General features: G+C 66.6%; 16 protein-coding genes, 1 tRNA gene and 3 pseudogenes. 7 read left to right on the top strand and 13 right to left on the bottom strand.

The features are described from left to right. Nucleotides 1-5: 5 nt before the first annotated feature. From SH591_RS15240 to SH591_RS15225, 4 genes are read right to left on the bottom strand one after another with little or no spacing between them, the layout of a single operon-like run. Nucleotides 6-860, bottom strand: coding sequence for a phosphodiesterase (locus tag SH591_RS15240; protein WP_324749822.1), 855 nt, complete (start codon nucleotides 858-860; stop codon nucleotides 6-8). A gap of 2 nt (nucleotides 861-862) precedes the next feature. Next, on the bottom strand, nucleotides 863-2,683 hold the full coding sequence (locus SH591_RS15235) for a cytochrome c3 family protein (protein ID WP_324749821.1): 1,821 nt from the start codon (nucleotides 2,681-2,683) through the stop codon (nucleotides 863-865). Then, a complete protein-coding gene (locus SH591_RS15230; RefSeq protein ID WP_324749820.1) occupies nucleotides 2,680-3,555 on the bottom strand; it encodes a hypothetical protein in 876 nt (291 codons plus the stop codon). Before SH591_RS15230 ends, SH591_RS15235 begins: the two co-directional genes overlap by 4 nt. Before the next feature lie 28 nt (nucleotides 3,556-3,583). Then, nucleotides 3,584-6,019 carry a cyclic nucleotide-binding domain-containing protein gene (locus SH591_RS15225; RefSeq protein WP_324749819.1) on the bottom strand — a complete coding sequence of 812 codons (2,436 nt, stop codon included), beginning with the start codon at nucleotides 6,017-6,019 and terminating at the stop codon, nucleotides 3,584-3,586. A 167-nt stretch (nucleotides 6,020-6,186) separates the two neighbouring features. Between SH591_RS15225 and SH591_RS15220 the strand changes: the two genes are divergently transcribed. The 5 genes from SH591_RS15220 to SH591_RS15200 all read left to right on the top strand — a co-directional run bounded on the left by SH591_RS15220 (nucleotide 6,187) and on the right by SH591_RS15200 (nucleotide 10,047). Then, a complete protein-coding gene (locus SH591_RS15220; protein WP_324749818.1) occupies nucleotides 6,187-7,074 on the top strand; it encodes a tetratricopeptide repeat protein in 888 nt (295 codons plus the stop codon). Then, on the top strand, nucleotides 7,064-8,209 hold the full coding sequence (gene wecB, locus SH591_RS15215; protein WP_324749817.1) for a non-hydrolyzing UDP-N-acetylglucosamine 2-epimerase: 1,146 nt from the start codon (nucleotides 7,064-7,066) through the stop codon (nucleotides 8,207-8,209). The genes SH591_RS15220 and wecB overlap by 11 nt, the downstream gene beginning before the upstream one ends. 51 nt (nucleotides 8,210-8,260) lie before the next feature. Continuing rightward, nucleotides 8,261-8,336, top strand: a tRNA-Glu gene (locus tag SH591_RS15210). Between the two features lie 299 nt (nucleotides 8,337-8,635). Next, nucleotides 8,636-9,127 (top strand): MgtC/SapB family protein, encoded by a 492-nt coding sequence (locus tag SH591_RS15205; protein WP_324751402.1) that lies wholly within the window; start codon nucleotides 8,636-8,638, stop codon nucleotides 9,125-9,127. A gap of 44 nt (nucleotides 9,128-9,171) precedes the next feature. Next, nucleotides 9,172-10,047, top strand: coding sequence for a bile acid:sodium symporter family protein (locus tag SH591_RS15200; protein WP_324749816.1), 876 nt, complete (start codon nucleotides 9,172-9,174; stop codon nucleotides 10,045-10,047). A 110-nt stretch (nucleotides 10,048-10,157) separates the two neighbouring features. On the opposite strand, the gene SH591_RS15195 is transcribed toward SH591_RS15200, so the two are convergent. Then, entirely contained in the window at nucleotides 10,158-10,721 is a 564-nt protein-coding gene (locus SH591_RS15195) for a DUF1269 domain-containing protein (RefSeq protein WP_324749815.1), read from the bottom strand. Between the two features lie 216 nt (nucleotides 10,722-10,937). Between SH591_RS15195 and SH591_RS15190 the strand changes: the two genes are divergently transcribed. Further along, nucleotides 10,938-12,587: an arylsulfatase gene (locus tag SH591_RS15190; RefSeq protein WP_324749814.1), complete on the top strand. Its 1,650-nt coding sequence runs from the start codon at nucleotides 10,938-10,940 to the stop codon at nucleotides 12,585-12,587. Between the two features lie 65 nt (nucleotides 12,588-12,652). Continuing rightward, nucleotides 12,653-13,684, top strand: coding sequence for an AI-2E family transporter (locus SH591_RS15185; RefSeq protein WP_324749813.1), 1,032 nt, complete (start codon nucleotides 12,653-12,655; stop codon nucleotides 13,682-13,684). Between the two features lie 20 nt (nucleotides 13,685-13,704). On the opposite strand, the gene SH591_RS15180 is transcribed toward SH591_RS15185, so the two are convergent. The 8 genes and pseudogenes from SH591_RS15180 to SH591_RS15145 all read right to left on the bottom strand — a co-directional run bounded on the left by SH591_RS15180 (nucleotide 13,705) and on the right by SH591_RS15145 (nucleotide 22,855). Continuing rightward, entirely contained in the window at nucleotides 13,705-15,072 is a 1,368-nt protein-coding gene (locus tag SH591_RS15180) for a mechanosensitive ion channel family protein (protein WP_324749812.1), read from the bottom strand. Beyond that, nucleotides 14,988-15,835 (bottom strand): annotated as a pseudogene (locus tag SH591_RS15175) (alkaline phosphatase D family protein). Before SH591_RS15175 ends, SH591_RS15180 begins: the two are co-directional and overlap by 85 nt. Before the next feature lie 22 nt (nucleotides 15,836-15,857). Then, nucleotides 15,858-16,103, bottom strand: a pseudogene (locus tag SH591_RS15170) (alkaline phosphatase D family protein); the annotation flags it as partial. Between the two features lie 124 nt (nucleotides 16,104-16,227). Then, a pseudogene (locus SH591_RS15165) lies at nucleotides 16,228-16,425 on the bottom strand (fibronectin type III domain-containing protein); the annotation flags it as partial. Then, nucleotides 16,341-16,955, bottom strand: coding sequence for a hypothetical protein (locus tag SH591_RS15160; RefSeq protein WP_324751415.1), 615 nt, complete (start codon nucleotides 16,953-16,955; stop codon nucleotides 16,341-16,343). The gene SH591_RS15160 and the pseudogene SH591_RS15165, both read right to left, overlap by 85 nt. A 31-nt stretch (nucleotides 16,956-16,986) precedes the next feature. Further along, the gene (locus SH591_RS15155) at nucleotides 16,987-17,853 is read right to left on the bottom strand and encodes a TonB-dependent receptor (RefSeq protein ID WP_324749811.1); all 867 of its coding nucleotides are present in this window, start codon (nucleotides 17,851-17,853) and stop codon (nucleotides 16,987-16,989) included. A gap of 97 nt (nucleotides 17,854-17,950) precedes the next feature. Then, the gene (locus SH591_RS15150; RefSeq protein ID WP_324749810.1) at nucleotides 17,951-19,543 is read right to left on the bottom strand and encodes an alkaline phosphatase D family protein; all 1,593 of its coding nucleotides are present in this window, start codon (nucleotides 19,541-19,543) and stop codon (nucleotides 17,951-17,953) included. A gap of 42 nt (nucleotides 19,544-19,585) precedes the next feature. Continuing rightward, nucleotides 19,586-22,855, bottom strand: a complete 3,270-nt coding sequence (locus SH591_RS15145; protein WP_324749809.1) for a TonB-dependent receptor domain-containing protein — start codon at nucleotides 22,853-22,855, stop codon at nucleotides 19,586-19,588. Between the last annotated feature and the right edge of the window lie 15 nt (nucleotides 22,856-22,870).

The following is a 22,870-nucleotide window of genomic DNA, read 5'->3' as shown; positions in this document are numbered from 1 at the left end:
GGGGATCAGGCGCCGTTCTTCTCGGCCGCCAGCATCTGCACCAGGGGTTGCAAGGCAGGCTCGTAGCGGGCGAGGACAGTATGCTCCTCCGCGGTGTTGTAGTGCGACATCAGCGAGGTGCCGTTCCACAGATGCAGCGCGTAGCCGGGCGGGTCGGCAACGATCATCGGCCTTCCGTCCGGCCGGTCGGGATCGATCGTGTCGAGATCGAGCGCGACCTGCGGCGCCGTCGAGGGACAGACCATCAACGTCGTTCCGCCCCATTGCGTCGTCACCGGCCGGTGCAGGTGGCCGGTGACCATCGCGACGATGTTGCGATGCTGCGAGACGACGCCGTGCAGGCGCCGCACCCATTCGGCATCCGGATCCTCGTTCATCCAGCTCAGCCCGGAATCGACCGGCGGGTGATGGAGCACCAGCAGGGTCGGACGGTCCGGCTGCTCGGCCAGCCGCGCCCGCAGCCATTCGGCGCGGATCGCGCAGAAACTGCCGCCGTGGCGCCCGTCCTCGAGCGTATCGAGGACGAGGATACGCAGCGGGAAATCCTCGATCGCATATTGGATGAAGCCATCGACGGTCGGCACGTCCGGGAAATAGCGGAGGAAGGCATCGCGCGCGTCGTGATTGCCCATCGCGTAGAAGACCGGGAACGGACAGGCCGCGAGCGCGTCGCTCAGCCTCTGGTAGGACACGTCGTCGTCGCCCGCGTCGGCAAGGTCGCCGGTCGCGAGCAAGAGATCCGGCCGCGGGCGCATCTCGCACAAGGCGTGCAGCGTCTGGTCGAGCCGCTTGCGGTTGAACTCGGCGGGATTGTCGGGCTCGAAACCGAGATGGAGGTCGGTGATCTGCGCGATCAGCATGCTCAATTCCGTGCCCCGATGCTCGCCACATTCGTGTCCTTCTTCTTGCCGCGGACTCTCTGCCGGACCAGCATCGCGGGCGCCCCCTCATCCATGTGATAGTCATGACACATTGCGCACCCGGACGGCACCTCCGTTGCGGAGCTTTCGCCGCCATGGCAGGTCCGGCAGCTCTTGAGGTCCGGCAGCAACAGATCCGTCGCGCTGTTCGAGCGTCCCGCGGCGTGGCAACTCGAGCAGCTCTGGGTCTCGTGCGCCTTATGGTCGAACCAGCCCTTGTGCATGTAGCGTAGCGGGAAGGCGACGGGCCGGATGCCGAAGGCGAGCGAGCCGCGCGGCGGCGCATCGACGCCATGGCAATCGAAGCAGGCGCCGCCCGGCGAGAAGACCGCCCTTATCGCCCGCTCCGCACGGCCCGGCGCGATCGTGCCCGAAGCAAAGCGCCCGCGCGCCTGCGCCTGCGGAACGTCGCCCGGCCTCCGCCGCGACATGCCGCCGAGCGTCGCCGGCGGGCTGGGCGCTCGCGCCCGGTAGAAATCGCGCAGGTCGGCGACGACCTGGCCCGGCGCGCCATGCCGGAGCGTGCGCACGGTCCCGTCGACGCGGTCGAACGCGAGGCTGTGACACATCGCGCAATCTTCCTCCATCGTCACCGGCTGGAAGCGCACCCCGTCGGGCGTCGGATCGTGACAATCCTTGCAATCGAGCGCCTGGCCGAAGCCGTAATCCCGGCCCAGTCGCCGCGCCATCTGGGCGACGCCGTTGGTGGTGGAAAGATGCATCGCGTGCGGGAATTTGAGCCCGCTATCCTCGCGCGGCTCGGCGTCCAGCGAGACGCGCCGGATCACCGGCCGGTCGCCGCGCCAGTCGGTTAGCACCGCCGGGCGGAACTGGGGATGCGCGGTGCCGAAGTCGCCGGCGTCGGGCAGCTTGGTGTCGGGCAGCTTGGCCTTGAGGTCGGCATGGCAGTCGCTGCAGAAACGCTGCGCCGTCACCGGCATCTTCTGCGCGCCTTCATGCTCGACATGGCATTCGACGCAGCGTCCCGGCGGGATGCCGAACGTTTCCTTGAAGGCGAGCTCGACCCGCCCGCGGGTGCCGAGATCGGGCTGGGCCCGCGCCAGCCGGAACGGCTCGGCATGATCGTGGACCTGGGTGTGGCAGGCCGTGCAGCTGTCGTCGCGCACCGCCTCGAACGGCTTGACGTGGCAGGCTTGGCAGTCCTTTTCGAGGCCTGCGTGCGCGGTCGAGAGCGCGCCGGGCGTCCACATCGAGTCCGCATGGAAGCGCGCCGCCTCGCGGTCCTGCCGCTGCTGGTAGTAAGACCAGACCGGCCAGGCGAGGAACAGCGCCAGCACGGCGAGCGCACCGATCCACGCCGTCTTGCGCTTGCCTGGCATCACGGCGGACAGCGAGAAGAGCCGGTCGGCATCCGGGCGGCGGTCCGCTTCGCCGACGGGCACCTTCTCCATCACGATCGCCACTTCTTCGGCGCCGATCGCCGCGGGCATCACGCGCAGCAAGTGGCTCCCGATGCGGATGTCGCCGCCGGCAGGCAGTTCGATCGTTCCGCTGCGGACTTTCTTGCGGCCGTCGAGCTCCACATAGAGCCCTTCCCCGGCGGTGACGCTGAGTTGGCCCGGGCTCGTCCGCTCGATCGTCGCGTGGTGCAAGGCCGCCGCGAGGTCCGACAGGCGGACATGGCTGGCCGGATCGCGGCCGATGTCGAGCCGGTCGGTCTCGATCCGCGACGTGCGGACGATCTCTCGACCCGCGGCGCTGCGCGAGACCAGGCGGAGAAGGAAGGCCATCGCGCCGCTCACCAGTAGAAGAACACGCTGACGATATGGGCGGCGAGCGCGGCGATCAGCGCAAAGGTTATCGGCACATGGACGTAGAGCCACACTTCGAGCCGCGCCTTGATCTTCAGATGGCGCCGGATCCGATTGAGCGCCGCCAGCTTGCGGTCGAGCAGGCGCACCACCGCAGCCAGCGCCTGGTCCTCCCCGCCCTCGGCCAGCGCCATCCGGGCCCTGAGCTCGCGCAGGGCCGCGGCGGTGCGGCAGCGCGGGTAGCGGCCGGTCAGCCGCCGGTAGAGGCCGCCGCGAAACGGGTCGTCCCCGGTCGAGCGCAGCACGATGCCGGTATGCTCGTGATCGAGCGGCTGGGCCACCGCCTCGAGCTGCTGGTCAAGCTTGTCCACCGCGTCGATCATCTGCGACTTCGTCATTTCGGACCGGTTGTCGCTAAGCTGGCGCGGCAGCGTGGCATAAACGGAGATGCCGTATATGCCCGAGCCGACTACGATCAGCATCAGCGCATAGGCCAGGCTGTGGACGTTCCAGCCGAGCTGGAAGCCGCTGTGCAAGGTCGCGATCACCACCAGCGCCAGTCCGAGATAGACATGGGCCGAGGTCCACGCCTTGAGCGACCAGCGCCCGGGCGTCATCACGCGCTTGCGGATGCCGAGCGCCGCCAGCCACAGGATCAGCAGCGCGCCGATCGTGCCCAATGTGTAACCGATCCAGCTGCCGCCGTTCGGGCGCGGCTGGGCATCGGCAAAGGCATAAGCGACGAAGCTCACCAGCGACAGACCGATCGCGACCTTGAGCCAGCGCATCCGCGCATGGCGGAGGAAGCCCTGATGCCCCGTCTCCGCATGGAGGTCGGTCCGTGCGATCCCCCCGCCGGGCATCAGGGCGCCATCCGCGCGTGCCGCCCGTTCATCCGCCGAGCCTCGCCACGGTCAGGAATTGCTCGGGCGCGACCCGGATCGCGGCGCCCGTCGGGCAGGCGCGCACGCAGGCCGGCCCGCCGGCTATGCCCGTGCACATGTCGCATTTGATCGCCTTCTTCGGCGTCTCGGGCGAGGCGCGGTGCTCGGTCCATTCCCTCGGCGGCTCCCCGGGCCCTGGCCCCAGGCCGGCGAGCAGCCAGGCGAGCAAGGGCGGCTTGCGTGGCGGCACCTTGTCCATCCGGATCACGCCATAGGGGCAGTTGCGCTGGCAATTGCCGCAACCGATGCAGGTCTCGTCGATGAACACCTCGCCGTCCGGCCCGCGATGGATCGCGTTGGGGGGACAATCGGCCATGCAATGCGGATGCTCGCAATGCCGGCACGAGGTCGGCACGTGGAGATGGGCGAAGGTCTTGCCGGCCTCGCGGTCGAGCCGCGACAGACCCTCGTGGCTGTCGGCGCAGGCGCGCTCGCAATTGTCGCAGCCGATGCATAGATTCTCGTCGATTAGCAGCACGTCGGTGGCTTCGCCGATCCCGTTCTCGACCAGGAAGGACGCGACCGAGGAATAAAGATCGACGACGGTGCCGAAGCCGTCCTTGCTGGCCTCCACGAACCTGTTCAACGCCTGGCGCGCGGCCATGTCCTGCCGCGTCTTGGCCATAAGTTCGGGCTTGCGCGCGAGCAGCCGGCGGAAGGCGTCGCCGTCGAGCCGGATCACTTCGGACTTGATCGCCGCCCGCACGGTCGCCGTGCGCCGGCCACCGTCGATCAACGCCATCTCGCCGACATAGGAGCCGGCCGGAAGATAAGAGAGGAAGACCGGGCGGCCGCCGACACTCTTCTCGACCACCATGGAGCCCTGGCGGATGACGAAGACGTCATAGCCCTCCTCCCCCTCGCTGATGATCGCCTCGCCGGCGCGGACCTGGCGGAGCTCGGCCGTTTCCAGCAGCTCGGCGAGGTCGGCCGGCGCGAGCCCGGAACCGAATATCTGGAGCAACTGACGTTCGGTCGAGATGCGGGTCACGGCGCGCGTCGCTGCCGGCACCGACGCCATCAGCTTGAGCGCGGCGTTGCGCGGCACCTCGACCAGGATCGAATCCTCGGCAGCGCAAACGGTGGCGCCGCGCGGACGGCCGGAGATCAGGCCGACCTCGCCGAAGATCGACCCGGCGGCGATGGGCACGGTCGCGGAACTATCGTGCGGGCTCACCTGCACCGCCACCGAACCTTCCACGACTCCGAACAGGGAAGAACCGGGCTCGTTGCGCCGAAACACGAGCGCGCCCTCGCCATAGAAAGCGACGCGGCTGTCGAGCATGAACTCGCGCATCTGCAGCGGCGACAGGTCGTTCAAAATGGCGACGTTGGCGCGCAGATGTTCGAGCCACTCGTCGACGCTGCGGCCGCCCGGGAGGTCGGCGAACTTCGCCTCCAGGATCGGCTCGTCGGCCGGCTTCAGGCTGCGGTTGCCGGCGATATATTCGACGACATCATAGCCCTGGTTCATGCAATGCTTGATCAGCGGATAGCCGGCGAGAGCGCCGATCACGTAGATGCCCGGCTTGCTGCTCTCGAAATGGGGGCTGAGGACGGGCAAGGCTTCGCGGTCCTCGCCGCTGAACGCGATCCCGATTCCCTCGACGAAACGGCGCGGCGCCGCCGAGCCCATGCGCGCGATGACCCGGTCGCAGCGGATCCGCTGCACGCCGTCGCGCGTGTCGACGGTCATCCAGCCCGGCTCGACCTTCGCCGGCACGCTTTCCGTCAGCGGAGTGACCCGGCCGTCCTCCTGCGCCGCGGTCAGCGCCTTCACGTTCGCGCCCTTGGCGCGGACGAACTCGGCGCCCCGGTTGAGGATGGTGACGGCATTGCCCTGCTCGGGGTCGGCGGCAAGGCCGAGGGCATTCTCGATCCCCGCATCGCCCGAACCGACCACGACGATATGCTCGTCGACATATTCGCCTGGATCGTCGAGCTGGTACTGGACGTGGGGCAGGTCCGCGCCCTCGCAAGCCATGCGGTTGGGATTGCCCTGGGTGCCGATGGCGAGGACGACATCCTCGGCGCGGATCACATCGCCATGGGCGGTGGTGAGCGTGAAATCCCCCGCCTCCCCTTCGATCGCGGTGACATCGGCCCGCAGCAGGACGTTGATGCCCTGCGACCGCGCCTGCTCGTCCCAGCGCGCCAGCACCGACTCGCGCGTCCCCGCGCCGAAACCCATGTCCGAGCGCAGCACGAGCTGGCTCGGCGTGGCCATCACATGCTTGCCCTTCTGATATTTGAAGATGGTGTCGGAAAGATGATCCGACTTCTCGAGCAGGACATGACTGATGCCGAGCTGCGCGGCGCGGGCCGCGGCACTGAGGCCGGCAGGTCCCGACCCGACGATCGCGATACGAACGCGCGCCGTCATCCGTTTTCACTCCGATGCGGCATGCACCCCCGGGGCAAATCCCTATCGCGATACTGTAGCGCGCGGAATAGACTATGCCAGACTTGACGGACATTATTTTGCACGGATGATCGTCGACTATGGCCACACAATCGCTACGGAACCGTTTTTCACCCGCAACGATCGCCTTGACTGCGGCGGGCGCCCTCGCGCTCGCGTCGGCCGGCATCGCTTTCTACCGCTCGGGCGAGGCGCCAGCCCCGGTTGCCGCCGTCCATGGCACCGCCGCGCCCGATCAGCCGGCGCCGCAGGTCGGCGAGATGATCGCGCGGCTGGAAGCCCGGCTCCGCGCCGACCCCGATGACGCGGAAGGCTGGCGGATGCTGGGCTGGTCGCATTTCGAGACCGGCGACCTGATGCGCTCGGCCGCGGCCTATCGCCGCGCCGCCGAGCTCGAGCCGGGCAATGCCGAAAACTGGTCGTCGCTGGGCGAAGCGCTGCAGTCCGCCACCACCCGGGTCTCGCCCGACGCCGCGGCGGCGTTCGCCCGCGCGCTGAAGATCGACCCGAAGGACCCCCGCGCGCGCTATTTCACCGCGGTGCAGAAGGACCTTGGCGGCGCGCACGATGCGGCGATCGCCGACTGGATCGCCCTGCTGCGCGACACGCCGGCCAGCGCGCCGTGGGAAGCGGATCTGCGCCGCACCATCCAGCAGACTGCGGCACGCGAGCGGATCGATCTCGCCGGCCGCATGCCGGCGGCCCGGGCGCCGGTCGCGACCGCGGCCATTCCCGGCCCCACGCCGCAGCAACTGGCCGCCGCCGCCGCGATCCCGCCGGCCGAGCAGGACGCGATGGCGCGCGGCATGGTCGAGGGGCTCGCCGCGCGGCTCGCCGCCAATCCCGATGACAGCGCCGGCTGGATCCGGCTGATGCGCGCCCGGATGGTGCTGGGCGAGCCCGAGGCTGCCCGCGCCGCGCTCGCCTCGGCGCGCGCCGCCTTCCGCGGCAACCCCGCCGTTCAATCCGAGCTTACGCGCGCCGCCGCCTTGCTCGGCGTCCCCGGTGGCGACTGAGGCCGCCACGATTGTTTCCATCGTCGGGACGCGTCCCGAAGCGATCAAGATGGCGCCTGTGGTGCGGGCGCTCGCCCAATGCCCCTGGTGCCGCCAGCGGGTGTTGCTGACAGGGCAGCATGCCGGTCTCGCCGGCCATTTTTCCTTTGTCCCGGCCTGCGCGGTCGAGGACCTCGGCGTCGATCCCGCCTGGCTCAGCGCCGGCGAGATACGCGAGGCGATCCGCGACCGGTTGTGCGGCTGGCTGGCGCGCGAACGGCCCGCCATGGTCCTGGTCCATGGCGACACGTCGAGCGCCGCCGCCGGCGCCTTCGCCGCCTGCGATTGCGGCGTGCCGCTAGCCCACGTCGAGGCCGGCCTGCGCTCCGGCGACCTCCAGCAGCCCTGGCCCGAGGAGGATCACCGCATCGCCATCGACGCGCTCGCCGACGTGCTGTTCGCGCCGACCGCGACCGCCGCCGCCAATCTCCGCGCCGAGCACGCGCCGGGCGTAATCCACGTCACCGGCAATACCGGCATCGACGCGCTGTTCCGCGTGCGCGACACGGCCCTGCCCGTATCTGTCGGATCACGCCCGACGATTCTCGTGACCTGTCACAGGCGCGAAAATCGAGGCCCGCGGCTGCGTGAGGTGGCAAAGGCGCTGCAGCGCCTGGCGGCAACCCTGCCGATCGACATCCTGTTCGCGCTCCACTCGAACCCGCAGGTGCGCGGGCCGATCGAGCGGCTGCTCGCCGGCAGCGCCGGCATCACCCTGCTCGACCCGCTGACCTATGAGGAGATGGTCGCGCTGATGCTGCGCTCGTGGCTGATCCTCACCGACAGCGGCGGCCTCCAGGAGGAAGGCGCCGCGCTCGGCCGGCCGGTGCTGGTGCTGCGCGATTCGACCGAACGCACCGAAGCGCCCGACAATATCGTTTTGGTCGGCACCGACAGCGCGCGCATCGTCGCCGCGGTCCGCGCTCTCGCGGCCGATCCGCACGCTTATGCGCGCATGGCCCGGCCGAGCCTGGCCTTCGGCGACGGTCGCGCGTCCGAACGCATCGCCGCCATCCTGGAGGACTGGCTCGCCCGCCGGCCGGCCCCGCGGCCCGATGCCGTCGCGGTCCCCAAGATTCGGGCCGACCTTCCTTGACAGCGCCGCCGCCTCCCCATATGCGACCGCCAGCCGACGCGGCCACGCGCTGGCCCCTTCGTCTAGCGGTCTAGGACGTCGCCCTCTCACGGCGAAAACACGGGTTCGAGTCCCGTAGGGGTCACCATTCTCAAGCCATCGTTTAGCTGACTTTTTCTAGCGCACGCTAAAAACAAGCCACATGGTAGCGATCGCTCTCGGCGGACTCTCCCTTTGCCGAAACTGCGAGATGTTTGGCCTTTGTGCGGCGCCCCGGCTAACCAGGCGCAGCCGCTATGGCGACATGTCGCCACCTGGAATAAGATTGCGACCAACGAGGCGCTTGTCATCGTTCCGCGGGGATCCGCACCGCGCAATGTAGATCATGCTGCTCGAGTAATGCAGCGCTCTCCGGCAACCCCGGCCGTCCAACGGCGTTGGGCCTTGATGGAAATCGGCACGTTCGGACCGGTGCACGTCACCTGGGCAGATGTTCTGGCCAGGATGGGCGCCGCCCTGCTGCTGTCGTTCCTGTTGGGGATGGAGCGTTTCCTGCGCAAGAAGCCGGTCGATTTCAGGCCGTTCGTCATCATCGCGCTGGCCTCATGCACGCTCACGCTGGGCATTTCCGAATATGCTTTCCGGGCGGATGACCCGCAGCTCTCCATCGACCCGGCCAAGGTCGTGAGCGGCGTCATGACCGGCATCGGCTTCATCGGAGCCGGCGCGTTGTTCAGGGAAGAGCATACGGTCTTCGGAGCCGGCTCGGCCGCCTCGATCTGGGCATCGGGCGCCATCGGGCTCGTCTGCGGCTTCGGGTTCCTCTGGCTTGCCGGCCTGTTGGCCCTGGCGCTGGTGCTGGTCCTTGGCCTCAGCCGGCCGTTCACGACGGAATATACGATCAGGGTGGACGACGAAGAGGACAGTGACAAAGGGTAAGGTTCTAATGGCGACCGAGCAATGTCGAACTGGAGGAGAATGGAATGTTCGACTTCATGATCGGTCTCAGCCGGGTGGTGCTGCCGATTTTCATATTCTGCACCATGGCCAATGTGGGGATGACGCAAGAGCCGAAGCGGATCGTGCAATATTGGCGCGACTGGCCCTTCTGCTTGAAAATGCTCGTCGCCAACTTCATCGCGGCGCCCGCGGTCATGTGGATCCTGCTCAAGATCTGGCCGCTCCCCGTCGAATATATGGCGGGTCTCGCGGTATTCTCGCTGTGCGCCGGCGCGCCCTTCCTCATCAAATTGACGGCGGTGTCCGAGCACGACCTGGCATTGGGGGCGGCGACGATGGTGCTGCTGGTGCTTGCCACGATCGTCGTCGTGCCGCTCGCCCTTCCCCTGCTGGTGCCGGCGCTGTCGGTCGACGGCGGCGCCATGGCGTGGACGCTGGCACGCCAGTTGTTGCTGCCGATGATTATCGGCGCGCTCGTCGCGTCGCTGCTTCCCGGCCTCAATCGCCGCCTGCAGCCCTGGGTGGCCTGGATAGCCAATATCGCTCTCAACGTGGTGCTGGTTTCGACCATCGTCGGCTATCTGCCCGAGATGCCCGCGATCATACGCTCCGGCGCGCTTATCCTTGGGCTGCTGTTCGTCCTGGCCGCGTTCGGGCTCGGCTATCTCGCCGGCTGGGGCAACGACGCTCTGGAGGATATTGGCGGCCTTGCGACCGCCCAGCGCAACACCGCTGCGGCCATGCTGATCGCGGTCAGCAGCTTCACCGATCCCACCGTGTTCGTCCTCATCACCCTCGTCAACACGATCGCCATTGCTTTGCTGATCGCCATCGCCAAGGTCTTGAAGGGCGACAACGCAAGAGCCGCGCCGCTCTGGCTGCCACCCCGGTTAAGGTAGTGCCCGCTGGTCAAAGACCTGGGGGCCGGCCTGGTCAACGGCGTGGACAGCGTTCCGGGGGCTCGCGCTGGCGGCGCCGGCGTCAACCCGATCCCGCGCTCCGCCAGCGCTCAGACCATCTCCGACCGCGCCGGCTCTGCCTGCGACACTTCGTTCCTGCCCTGCTGCTCCCGGATCAGCGCGGCCTGAAGCTTCGCCTCCTGCTCCGGCGAGAGGGAGGAGCGGATGATGCGGCCGTTGAAGCCCTCCAGCTCGGCGAGAACCTTCTCCGGCTGCGCCTTGCGGACCAGCAGGAAGAGTGCCGACGCATCGGGCTGGAGCGTGGCGCCGATCTCGCGAATGAAATCGTCGTTGATGCCATAGTCGATGAGGCTGCCCGACAGAGCCCCGGTACCCGCCCCCAACGCGCCGCCCACCGCGAGGCCGGCCAGCGGATTGAGGAACAGGAGACCGACCAGCGTGCCCCACAGGGCCCCGGACAAGGCTCCGTAGCTGGCGCCCTGACCCGTCATGCTGACCGACTGCTTGATGCGGACCTCGCCGCCAGCGTCCCGGATCGCGACCACGGCGTCCTCCAGATCGATCAGATATTCGCGTTTCAGCCGCGCCAGTTGCGTGAGCACGCGGTCGGCATCTTCAGGAGAGTCGAACCCGACGACGATCAATTCGGACATAGATTGCCTCCTTGGAGGAAGGTGGAGAACAATGTCGAATGTCGGACCGCGTCGGCGGCCGGAACTCGACCCCAAGCGTACTCGCGGCTTCATCAACCCTCACGCGGTTCGAGCGTTCCCTCGATCCGGCGCTTGTTGTCTCATGCGCCGCGTTCATCGGGAACCTGAGTGTCGGGCACCTCGTTCGCCTCTGACTGCCAGCGACAGGAGGCGAGCGTGAGCGCAACCGCACCAGAGGCTAAACGGCCCAACGTCCTGCTGATCGTCGTCGATGACATGGGTTATTCGGATTGCCAGCCGTTCGGCGGCGAGATCCGGACGCCGGTGTTGGCGGCGCTGGCAGACGAGGGCGTCAGGCTCCGCAACTTCCACGTTTCCTCGCTGTGCGCGCCGACCCGATCGATGCTGCTCAGCGGCGTGGACAATCACCAGAACGGCCTCGGCACGATGCCGCCGATGCATTCGACCAATCAATATATGCAGCCGGGCTATGAAGGCCCGCTCAACCATCGCGTGATGACGATCGCCGAAGTGCTGAAAGGCGAGGGCTACCGCACCTATATGGCCGGCAAGTGGCATTTGGGCGCCATCGACGGATATCGTCCCGAAGATCGCGGCTTCGAGCGGGTCTTCTCCTTCCTCGGCGGCGGCGCCAGCCACTTCAACGACCATCGTGCGCTGAGTGCCAATGAAGTCCCGCACACCCGCTACGACGAAGACGGGAAGGACGTTACGGACGATCTCCCCGACGATTTCTATTCGTCGGACTATTATGCGGACAAGATGATCTCCTATCTGGCCGGGCAAGGGGATGACGCCCCTTTCTTCGCCTATCTCGCCTTCACCGCTCCCCACGATCCCCTGCAGGTGCCCGACCAGTGGCTCGATGTTTGTCGCGGCGCCTATGACTCGGGCTACGACGCTATCCGCCGGCGCCGGCTCTCGCGCATGCAGGAGATGGGGCTGATCCCGGAGGCCTTGGCGGACAATCCGGGCAGCGGCCTCTTCCCCGCGTGGGACGAACTCGACGAGCAGGAGAGAGCCGAGCAGGCGTGGAAGATGGAGATCTACGCGGCGATGATCGAGAATGCCGATCACAATATCGGGCGGGTGTTCGCCTTGCTGAAGGAGCAGGGCCAATATGACGATACCATCGTCATCTTCATGTCCGACAACGGCGCCAATCCCAAGGAGCCCTCTTTCTACGCGCCGAACACGCCCGAGCTGATCGAGAAGAAATATGACAACAGCCTGGAGAATATGGGCAGGAAGGGATCCTTCGTCTCGATCGGCGGCGCTTGGGCCGAGGTCGCCAACACGCCTTTCTCCTATTTCAAGACGACGACCTACGAGGGCGGCACGCAAGTCCCGCTGATCGTTGCCGGGCCGGGCATCGTCAAGCGGGGCATAGACACGTCGCAACTGCTGCATGCGACCGATGTGCTCCCGACCATCCTCGACTTCATCGGGATCGAGCGGCCGGACGAACGCCAGGGCCAGGCGTTGGCGCCCATCTACGGCAAGTCCTGGAAGCCCTATCTTTCCGGCGAAAGCCTGGCGCCCGTCAGGGGCCCGCTGGATGCCCTCGGTTTCGAGATGGTCGAGTGTCGCGCGATCATTAAAGGCGACTGGAAGCTGATCTTCATGGCCCCGCCTTATGGCGAGAATGACTGGCACCTGTTCAACCTGCGCGACGATCCGCGCGAGATGACCAACCTCGCCAGCGCGGAACCCGAGAAGTTCGACGAGCTCAGGTCCGAATGGGACGCCTACGCCGCTGCCGTCGGCTATATCGAAGCCGGGGAGATCAAGCAGCTCGAGGGCATGTCTGCCGACGAGTTCTTCAGATACACCGGCTTGAGCTAGGATGTCGCACGCGCCGCACAGCCGGAACCGTTGATTGGGGCGGCGAGACGCAAGGGGAGACTGGCATGACCGAGCGCAACCCCCACCTCACTGTCGGACAATATACCGGGCGCGTCCTGATCTTCCTCGGCCTGCTCAGCCTGCTGTTCCTCCTGTGGACGATGCGCGAGCTGGTGATCCTCGTCTTCGGAGGAGTGGTCGTCGGCCTCGTCTTCAGCCTTATCGCCCGGCCCTTGCAGCACTGGATTCATCTCCCGCGATGGGCGGCATTGCTGTGCGCGGTGCTGCTCGTGATCGGAACTGTGCTTACCGCTTTATGGCTGTTCGGCGGGGAGATCGCCCGCCAGGCAGCGACGATCAGGACCGAGCTTCCGGAGGCCCTCCGCACGCTGCGCGAACGGCTGGAACCGCTCGGCCTGGAACGGATATTGAGTGGCGGGGAAGGTCAGGGAATTGCCGCACGGATTGGTGGGCTTGCGGTCTCGGTGGGCAGCGGGATCGCCGATACGCTTCTGGTGCTGGTCGCCGGCATCTACCTGGCAGCGCAGCCGTCTCTTTATCGCCGGGGCCTGCTGAAGCTCGTGCCCGAACGCAGCCGCCACAAAGTCGCCGATGCCCTGGACGACAGCGGCGTGGCGCTCGGGCGATGGCTGATCGGACAGCTTATCGCGATGCTGATCGTCGGCGTTCTGACCGGCTTTGGTTTATGGATGCTGGGCGTTCCCGCCGCCCTGACGCTCGGGCTCATCGCGGCCCTGCTGGATTTCGTGCCCACGCTCGGCCCGATCCTGGCCGCGATCCCCGGTATCCTGATCGCCTTCACCCAGTCGCCGCAGCTCGCGCTGTGGACGGCGGGTCTCTATCTCGTCATCCAGCAGCTGGAAGGAAGCCTCATCACCCCGATGCTGCAGCAGAAAGCGGTCGACCTTCCGCCTGCGCTGCTGCTGTTCGCGCTTGTCGCCGGTGGCCTGATATTCGGCCTTGCCGGAATTCTGCTTGCCGCGCCGCTCACCGTCGTGCTGCTCGTCATGGTCAAGCGGCTCTACGTCCGTGAGGGGCTGGGCACGGCCACGCAGCTGCCGACCGACGAAACTTGACGGCGCGCCTTGGCCGCCTTTCAGCTCTCCTCCGCCCCCTTCAGGTAAATGGGCGGCACCTTCGTGATCTCCACGTCGCGGCCCTCGTTCGGCAGGACGATGTCATGCTCGCGGAATTTGGCCAGGACGCGCTTGTAAATCTCGCTCTGGATGTTGCCGAGGCCGTCCTCGGGATCGCTGATCCAGAAGCGCAACTCGATCTTGATTCCTGAATTGCTGATGTCGGTAATCCGCACTGCGGGAGGCGGGGCATCGAGCACGCGCGGACTTTCCTGGGTCGCCCTCTGCAGCAGACGCTCCACCAAATCGACATCGCTTTCATAGCCTACCCTGATCGTCATGCGGATCCGGACATTGCGGGAGGAATAGTTCCAATTCTCCACCCGTTCGGTCATCAGCAGCTCGTTCGGGATGAGATATTCCTTCCCGTCGCGGGTAATCACCGAAACGGCTCGGGTGCCGATCCGATTGACCTCGCCTACCGCTTCGCCGACCACAATCACGTCGCCCGGCTTGATCGAGCGGTCCATGAGGAGGATGATCCCCGATACCAGATTGCTGAAGATCTTCTGGAGCCCGAAGCCGAGCCCGAGGCCGACCGTGCCCGAGAAGACCGAGAGAGCGGTCGTGTCGATACCGAGCATGTCGATTGCGACGAAGATCGCCATCACGGCGATCACGATGGCAGCGATCTTCTCCGCCAGGAGACTTTGCGTGATGTCGAGATTGCTTCGACGGCGAATGAATGCCTTGGCGCCCTGGTTCGCGACGCGCACGACTGCATATAGTACGACCCCGGCGAACGCGACGCCCAGCACGTCGAGTAGCGAGATTTCGGTTTCGCCGAAGGTGACCGCATATCCGTCCAGCGAGCGCTCCACGAAGTCGAGTTGCTCGTAGCGTCTGGTGAGCACGGCGAAGCCGCAGATGAAGGCGATCGCCAGAGCCCCGCTTTCCGGCACGTTGAATGCCAAGGCGACCCGCCACGCTGCCAGGGCCGATGCCAGCGGGATGGCAAGGTCGAACAGGAGCATCGAATAAGGCAGCCAGTCATGCGCGGCGGCAGCCATAGTCAACAGGATGATCCCGGCTATCGCGCCGATGGCGGAGGCGGCGTGATTGCTGGCAAGGACGCGCTGGTGCTGGGCCCCCTCGAGCTTCGGCGCCACCTTTGCATCCAGCCACCTGCGCAGCCGCCTCGACATCCACCGGACCAGGAGAAAGATGGCGGCGACAAGTCCGAAGGCTATCGCCATATCGCCGAAGTCGGCGCTGGCCACCGGCGGCAGGCCGAAGAAGTCGCCTACCGCATTGGCTGCCGCTTCGCTCGCTGGTTGATTGACTGCCATAAAGTCCTCCAAGCTTCGCGGCACCTCCAACCCGTGCAAAAGGCGGCGGCGATGGAGCGGGCCATGGCTATAACCACACAGCTCCCGTTTTGGCCTCGCGGCGCGAAGGCAATGGCAGGTGCTTCCGTGGCAGCCACCAGTCGAACGTCCACCTTGAGGCGCGGCCGGACGAGGTCCGGACGAGCGCTTTTGGCGCTCAGCGGAACGGCCGAAATTGGCTGCCAATCCTGTCGACGAGCGTATGCGCGGTTACACCCTGGCGCGGAGTTTCGACGATCCCCTGAAGCAGCGATGCTGTCCCTGACGTTGCGCTGGATCGGCTCGGGAAGCCGCGCCAGGGCAGCGGCGAACTTGTCCGCGCCGATCATCTGCTCGACGTCCGGCCCGGCGACGCGCGCCATGACGACCTGGTCGCCGACGATCTGCCACGGCTTGCCGGCCGCTACCGACGCCGTCAGTTCCTGCTCGAGCCAGCGGCGCTGGCCTTCGCCGAGCAATTCCCGCTCAGGTTGCTCGCGCGCCTCGAGCAGCGCCTCGAAGGAGGCCGGGTCGGACACCTTGCCCTTGGACACGAGTTGCTGGCTGCGCGACAGGAGACGGGTTTCAACCATCAGCAGCTGGCGAGATCGCCGAACTGGAAGGCGCGGTTGATCGCTTCGCGCGACTGACCGCCCTTCGGCTCCCGGATCGGCATCCATTCGAAATAGGCCTGAAGGGCGGCCGCCTTGCGGGCGCGCCACGCCCCTTCGGCCGGGCCGTGATTTTTGGGCGCCGTCGGCCCAGCAATCGTTAGCGCTTTCATGATCGTCCCACACGCAGATGAACGGCGCACGGGCGTGGGCCGCCTGCAAGTCAGAGTCGGATTTATACTGAGCGTGCCGGGCGCGATAATCGGAGAGCGTCACTATCTCGTGCGCCGGCTCCGGGATGCGGCCCAGCGTGCGGCCGACGGCATTGCCGTGACCGTCGGCCCCATATTCGTAGATATAGTCGCCGAGATGGACGACGGCGTCGAGCCGGTCGAGCTTCGCCGCCGCGTCCCAGGCGTTGAACGATCCTCCCGGGCGCAGCTGGCAAGAGGCCGCCGCGAGAACGACATCCTCGACGGCCCCGGCCGGAAGCGTCCTGAAGCGGCCGGCCGGCGAGCGCGTGCCGTCCGGCGCCTCGAAACCAGAACCAATAGTCCTTTCTGCTCGCGAGGCCGGTTGCCTCCACCTTGACGGTGAAGTCGCGGTCGGGCTTCGCCGCCGTGCGTCCGGTTGCGACCGCCGGGCCGTTGGCGCTCTTCGCGAATTGCCAGGCGAGCGCTACCGGAACCGACCGTGTGGATACCTTGTCGTCGCGCGTGTAGCGAAGGCCAGCGCCGATCTCGAAACGGTCCGACAGGCGCACCGTGACGTCGCCGAAAATGTCGAAGGCCTCGGTTTCGCTGAAGTTGGTCGACGTCTCGCGATAGGTTGACTGCAGGTTGGCCGCGATCGCCTGCGCCTGCGCCGCCGGCAGCGCCACGCCATAGGCCGCGGCGACGCCCTGGAGGAGCGCGCCGGTGAAGGCGGTGTTGGCGAAGACGGCGGGGGTGCCGGGTCCGCGGCCGGCCGGCCGGGGATTGGGCCGTTCAGCACATTGGCCAGCCGGGCTAGGGCCATGCGCTCGTCGAATTGGGCCGGCGTGCGCTGCGAGCCCTTCTCCTTGAAATAGCTCGCGCCGACAAAGGCCGTTACCGCGCCACCATTGTCGAAGGCGAGGCGCAGTTCCTGGCTGGTCTGCTCTCCCCGCGCATCCTCGGCCGCGGTGAGCATCGGCAGCGAAAGCCCGTCGGCGTCGAAAATCTCGAGCGAATCGAATTCGCGATAGGCGCTGATGGAGGTGAGCTTCAGGTTGTCGGAAAGGTCGATCGCGGCAATGCCGTTGACGCCCCACACCTCGCGATCGAGGCCGAGCGCCCGGCCGCCTTCAAACCCGGCTCCGGGCGCGAGCGCCGCGCCGTCCTCCGGATCGAGAGCCGAGTACCGCTCCGCTTGTCGGGTCGGTCGGGTTGAAGAGGATCGACTTGAACGACGTGCCGGACGGCGAGTCTTTCTGGTAGTTGGCGATGACGTCGATGCTGACGCCGCTGTTGGCCGGGCTGAGGTTGAACGCCCCGCGGACCGCCCAGGTGTCGGTCGAGTTGACATCCTCGTCACCGATCAGATTCTCGACATAGCCGTCGCGCTGCTTGGCGCGGCCAGACAGGCGTACAGCCGCGGCGTCGGACAGCGGCGCGTTGACCATGCCTTCGAGCATCCAGGAGTCGTAATTGCCGTAGGCGGCGCGCGCGTTCGCGGCGAAGGCGGAAGGGTCGGCCTTGTTCTGGATGAGGTTGACGGCGCCGATCAGCGCGCCGCGGCCATAGAGGGTCGATTGCGGTCCCTTGGCGATCTCGACGCGCTCGAGATCGAACAGCTCGACATAGGAGCCGCGCGACTTGGAGATGGAGACGCCGTCCTGGAAGACCGACACGCGCGGCTCGTTATAGGCCGTGCCTGAATCCGAAGTGATGCCGCGCATCACGAAGCCCGGATTGTTGGGCGACTGGTTCTGGACCTCGAAGCCGGGCACACATTGCGACAGCTCCTCGAACTCTGGGATGCCGAGCGCTTCCAGATCCCTGCCCGAATAAGCCGTCAGCGCGAACGGAACCTCGACCGGATCCTGCTCGCGGAGCTGCGCGGTGACGACGATGGCTTCGTCCCCGGTCTCGTCAACCGCCTGTGCGATAGCGGGCGCCGCGGAAAGTGCGATTAGGCTGGCGCCGGCGAAGCGCATATAATGGCTGATCATAGTCTACCCCCATGATTATGGGCATCGACTATCGCCCGCCCATGATGATCGTGGGACAGCGATCGATCGGGCCCGAGCAGGCAGACGCAGGCGTCCCTCAGATGCGGTGCAGCGCAGCCTTGTCCGGCGTGACGGTGAAGCGGGCCAAGGTGCTGAGCTTTCCGCCCGGCGTCTGGACCCGGTCCATGACCTTCACGTCGGTGCGCCACTCCTTCGCCGTGATGTCGAAGGTCTGGTAACCGCGCTGATGGTTCAGGAGCGCCAGGTTCGGGCTTCCGTCCAGCAGCGCCTGGAAGCCGTCGGACGCCTCCGCCTGCCCGTCGCCGCCTGACGTGATCGAGGTCGTCAGGAACTCGGTCGCTGCGGCCGGGCCATCCGGCTCGTCGTCGCGCACGGGCACAGTTCCGATCCCGTGCATGTGCGCGTCGCCGGTGGCGATGACGACGTTGGTAAGGTCGCGGTCCGTAATCGTTTTCACGAGCCGCTCGCGAGCCTGCGGATAGCCGCTCCAGGGGTCGAAGCCCGGCCGCATCTGCCGACCGTTCGGCCCGGGCGTGAAGAGCGGCATGACGAGAACCTGCTGGGCAATCAGATTCCAGCGCGCTCCATTGTCCAGCCCTTCCGCGAGCCATGCTTCCTGCGCGGATCCGAGCAACGTCGTGTCCGGCCCGTTTTCGGTGCGGCAGGCTTGCTCGCCCGGCTTCTGGCACAATTGATCGTCGCGATAGCTGCGCGTATCGAGCACATGCATGCGTAAAAGCCCGCCATAATCGATGCGTCGATACATGGTGAGGCCGCCCGCTCGGGGAAGCTGCGCACGCCGCACCGGCATATTCTCGTACCAGGCCTGCATCGCGGCAAAGCGGCGCAGGGCGAATGCTTCCGGCGGGGTGCCGTCCTGATCGATCATGTCGGCCCAATTGTTGTCGATCTCATGATCGTCGAACGAGCTGACGAACGCAGCCGATGCGTGCGCGGCCTGCAGATGGGGATCGGTCTTATATTGGGCGTAGCGGCGCCGATAATCGTCGACCGAATAGATCTCGTCGCCAAAATGGGACCGGTCCACGACATTGCCGGCGGCGTCTCTGACCTGGAGGCGCGCCGGGGTCGGGCGCCCGCCGGTTTCGTAGATATAATCGCCATAATGGAAGACCGCATCTAGCTCTGCCTCCTCGCTCAAATGGCGATAGGCTTCGTACCAGCCGTGTGGATAGGCCTGGCACCCGACCACCGCCATCCGGACGCGGTCGACCTTCTCAGCGGGGGCCGGAGCGGTGCGGGCCGTGCCGACGGGGCTGGCCTCGGCGCCGTCGACGCGGAAGCGGTACCAATAAGGGCGGCGGGGCCGAAGCCCGCCGACCTCGACATGGACCGAATGACCCAGCTCCGGCCGGGCCACAGCCTCGCCCGTACGGACGATTTTGGTGAAGCGATCGTCTTCCGCGACTTCCCAGCGCACCGCCACCGCCGCCATCGGCATGCCGCCATGCTCCTCCAGCGGCTTGGGCGCGAGCCGCGTCCAGAGGACGAACCCGTCGGGCCAGGGATCGCCCGACGCCACGCCGAGCGAAAAGGGGTTGGCGGTAAACTTCGGAGCGGCCCAGGCGACGCGCCCGAGCCCCGAGAATAAGGCGAGGCCACCGGCTCCGACGAGCAGCTTGCGACGATCGAGCACGAGCTTGGTCATCCTGTCACTTCCATGTTTCGAGGATTGGCGCCTGGCGCGGCGCTAGAAGCGCGCCCGCAGGCCGATCGTCCCGCTGGTGCCGGTGTGGTGGAAGATCGCGCTGTGATCGCCCAGCTCGCCGCTCGTTGCGACGGAGCCGGCCACGATGACGTTGCGCGGATTGTTGAGCAGGTTGCGGACCGAGAAGAAGGCCTCCAGCCCGCGCCGGACGGCAACGCTGCCCGAAAGGTTCACGTCCCAGCTCGCGGCATACCAAGTCGGCGTCGTGCTGCGGTACTTCTCGTCGGTCCACACTGTGTTGAGATGAAGGCGCACCGGGCCCTTGCGGTAGGACAAGGAAAAGGTGCCAAGCTTGTCCGCGACCTGGACAATCGGCACGTCCGGATCGTTGATGCTGAACGAGCCGCGAACCGAGAAGCCGTCGAGCGGCGAGGGCAGATAGTCGAGCGCGTGGTTGAACTCGAGCTCCCAGCCGCGGATGTTGATCGCCTCGTCGCTGACGGTCGTGGTCGTGCGGAACGTGTAGCCCGCATAATCCTCGCCGGTGTAGCCGAACTCGTCGGCCGTGAGGTCAACCGTCTGGAAGAGGCCCTTCACCCTGTTCTGGTAATAATTGATCGCCACCATCCCGACCGGCTCGAAATAATGAGCGAGGCGGGCCGAGAAATTGTCCGACATTTCGGGCTTCAGGCCCGGATTCGGCGCCCGCACGATCCGGTCGATCTCGTTGACCGACCAGACGCCGGTGAGGTCGCCCACTTCCGGACGGCGGATGGTGCGGCTGTATCCAAGCTGCAGCTGGGTGCTGCGATTGAACTCATATTTGAGCGACGCGCTTGGGAAGAAATTGTCGTAGCGGCCCTTCCGATACGCGCGGGGGCGCGATTGGAATTGATATTCCAGTCCCTCGATCGTCGTCGCGCGGCCGGTCGACGCCGAGACCGCGAAGCCGGCCGCAGCCACTTCCTCGGGCGAGAGCGGATCGGCTTCCAGGACGCTCGTCTCGGTCTGCTCCCAGCGCAGGCCGGCACGGATCTTGAGCTTCAAGGTCAGCTCCGAGGTCGCCATCGCGTACAGCGCTGTCGTCTGCTCGCTGAAATCCCGGTTGTTGCCGACGTGAAGATTGTACCATTCGGTCGGCGAGGTCGCCGTCGTCGGCCGCCAATATTCCGGATTCTGGCGATAGAAATCGAGCAGCTTGTACGTGCTCGGCATGTAGAGGTTGCCGCTTCCGTTCAGCGTGCGGACGTCGATGCCGGAATCGGCGAACGAGATCTGGTTGGATCCCTGAACCTGGCCGAGCATCTCGGCGATCGGCACCGGCCCGATATATTGGTAGCGGCTGAGGTCGGTCGGGTTCTCGTAGAGCCATGCCGAGCGCTGGAACTTGAGGCCCGATTTGAACGTGACGGGCACTGAGCCAGCATCGAACTGGTAGGTGAGGTTGAGCGCGCCGCCTTTTTCGGTGCGCTCGGCGTAGGGCCCGTTATTGGTCCTGAGGACAAGCGCGCCCGCGGAGTTGAAGCTCGCCGGGTCGCTCCAGTCGACACCGCTGAGCTGCTGGATCTGCCATTTCTGGCCGGTGAGATCGCCCGGCTCGCGCTGGGCCGAGAAGTTGCCGCGCGCGGTCAGCGCGCTCGTTACATAGGCCGAATCCTTCTCGCCCTCGGGGTCGTAGGTGCTGACCGAGTTGGAGTAGAAAAGGTTGCCATCCAGCGCGACCCGGTCGCCCTCCCATTGGAAGCTCGGGATGATCGTCTTGCCGCCGCTCGTCTTGTAGTTGAGCGTGTTCTGCATGGAGACCGTGTTCGCCGTTGCCAGCTGCTGGGTGGTGATGTCGAACACCGGATCGCCGATGACGCCGCGGGCGCGCGCGCCGGTCGTGAAATTATAGGCTGTGTCGCCAGCCCAGATGTCGGACTCGTTATAGATGCCCGCCAGCGACAGGGTCAGGCGGTCGGTCGCCTTGAAGTCGAGATTGGCGGAGGCCGAGAAGCGCGTGATCTGGCGCCTTTCATGCTGCAGCTCGATGCCGGCGATCGCCATCGGATCGGGGCTCGCCGCGGTCGGAACGTAGTTGCGGGTGAGCGTGGTCTGCTCCTTTTCGACGTAGAGCTTCGACTGGCTGAGGCTGGCCGCCAGGCCGAGGCGGCCGAAGAAGACGTCGGAATATTCGAGCTGCCAGTTGGGCAGGAAGCGCTTGTCGCCATAGCCGCCCTCGCCCGGGCCCGTCTGCTCCCGCGAATCCCACATGTCCGAATGCGTGCTGGCGCTGACCTGGGCCTTGATGCGGCGGCCCCTGCGGTCGAAGGCGCGTTTGGTCTTGATGTTAATTGTTCCCGCCGGCGCATTGGCGTCGACATCGGCGCTGACCGTTTTCGAGATCTCGATCGAGTCGATCGCGCTGAGGGACAATTGCTCGAAGCTGAAGGTGCGCGAGCCGCCGGCGCCGCCCGAAGCGTCGACGCCTGACAGGCTGACCCCGTTTACGGTCACGCCGGTATAGGAAGCCGGCAGGCCGCGCAGCTTGACGTTGCGCACCGTCCCGTCGCCGTCGCCGCCGGCATCCGTGTCGACACCGGGCATGAACTTGATGAACTCGCCCGGATTGCCGTCGGCGATGTCGCCATAGGATTCGGCCGACAGGCTGTTCTTGATGTCCATCGATTGGCGCTGGCTCATGATCGCCCGGGCATCGCCCTCGAGCGAGCCGACGACAACGATCTCTTCCTCAGCCGGACCGTCCGCACCCCTGTGCGCCAGAGCGAAGTCGCGACGGGCCGTCTCGCCGCCGGCGACCTGGACGGTGGCGCTCTGGAGCGCGTAGCCGGTGTAGCGGACGACGATCTCGGCCGTTCCCGCCGGCACGTCGAGCAGGCGATATTCGCCATTCTCGCCCGACGTCGCGGTCCGGCGATCGCCGCCGGCCTCGGTCAGCTCGATAATCGCATTGCGCAGATATTCGCCGGTGGCGGGATCGATGACCCGCCCGGTGACCGTGCCCTTGCCGGCTGCCTGCTCCGCATCGGCTGTCGCCGCTGCGCGGGTCGAGCGAAGCGTGACGACCTGGCCGTCATCCCCGGCGATCTCGAGCGGCGTACCCGCGATCAGCCGCCGCAGCGCATCGCGCGCCTCCATCTCGCCCTTGATCGCGGGCGTCTGCACGCCGGCGAGGTCGCGCGCCGGGGCGACGATCTGGATCTGCGCCTGGAGGGCAAATTCGGGAATGGCCTTGACCGCGGGCTGCGCCGGAATGTCGAAGGCGCGGACCTGCGCCTGCGCCGGTGCAGTAGCCGCGACCGCGAGAAACATTGCCGTGCCGGAAAG

This window comes from Sphingomonas sp. LY54 (genome assembly GCF_035594035.1).
Classification (GTDB): domain Bacteria; phylum Pseudomonadota; class Alphaproteobacteria; order Sphingomonadales; family Sphingomonadaceae; genus Allosphingosinicella.
The sequence above is the reverse complement of the archived record's forward strand: the minus strand, read 5'-3'. Positions and strand labels throughout refer to the sequence as shown.

Bases quoted from the DNA above. Each gene is read 5' to 3' on its own strand.
- SH591_RS15195 (WP_324749815.1), bottom strand. From the start codon at position 10,721: ATGTCCGAATTGATCGTCGTCGGGTTCGACTCTCCTGAAGATGCCGAC.
- SH591_RS15225 (WP_324749819.1), bottom strand. From the start codon at position 6,019: ATGACGGCGCGCGTTCGTATCGCGATCGTCGGGTCGGGACCTGCCGGC.
- SH591_RS15155 (WP_324749811.1), bottom strand. From the start codon at position 17,853: ATGATCAGCCATTATATGCGCTTCGCCGGCGCCAGCCTAATCGCACTT.
- SH591_RS15200 (WP_324749816.1), top strand. From the start codon at position 9,172: ATGTTCGACTTCATGATCGGTCTCAGCCGGGTGGTGCTGCCGATTTTC.
- SH591_RS15240 (WP_324749822.1), bottom strand. From the start codon at position 860: ATGCTGATCGCGCAGATCACCGACCTCCATCTCGGTTTCGAGCCCGAC.
- SH591_RS15185 (WP_324749813.1), top strand. From the start codon at position 12,653: ATGACCGAGCGCAACCCCCACCTCACTGTCGGACAATATACCGGGCGC.
- SH591_RS15145 (WP_324749809.1), bottom strand. From the start codon at position 22,855: ATGTTTCTCGCGGTCGCGGCTACTGCACCGGCGCAGGCGCAGGTCCGC.
- SH591_RS15205 (WP_324751402.1), top strand. From the start codon at position 8,636: ATGGAAATCGGCACGTTCGGACCGGTGCACGTCACCTGGGCAGATGTT.
- SH591_RS15150 (WP_324749810.1), bottom strand. From the start codon at position 19,543: ATGACCAAGCTCGTGCTCGATCGTCGCAAGCTGCTCGTCGGAGCCGGT.
- SH591_RS15230 (WP_324749820.1), bottom strand. From the start codon at position 3,555: ATGCCCGGCGGGGGGATCGCACGGACCGACCTCCATGCGGAGACGGGG.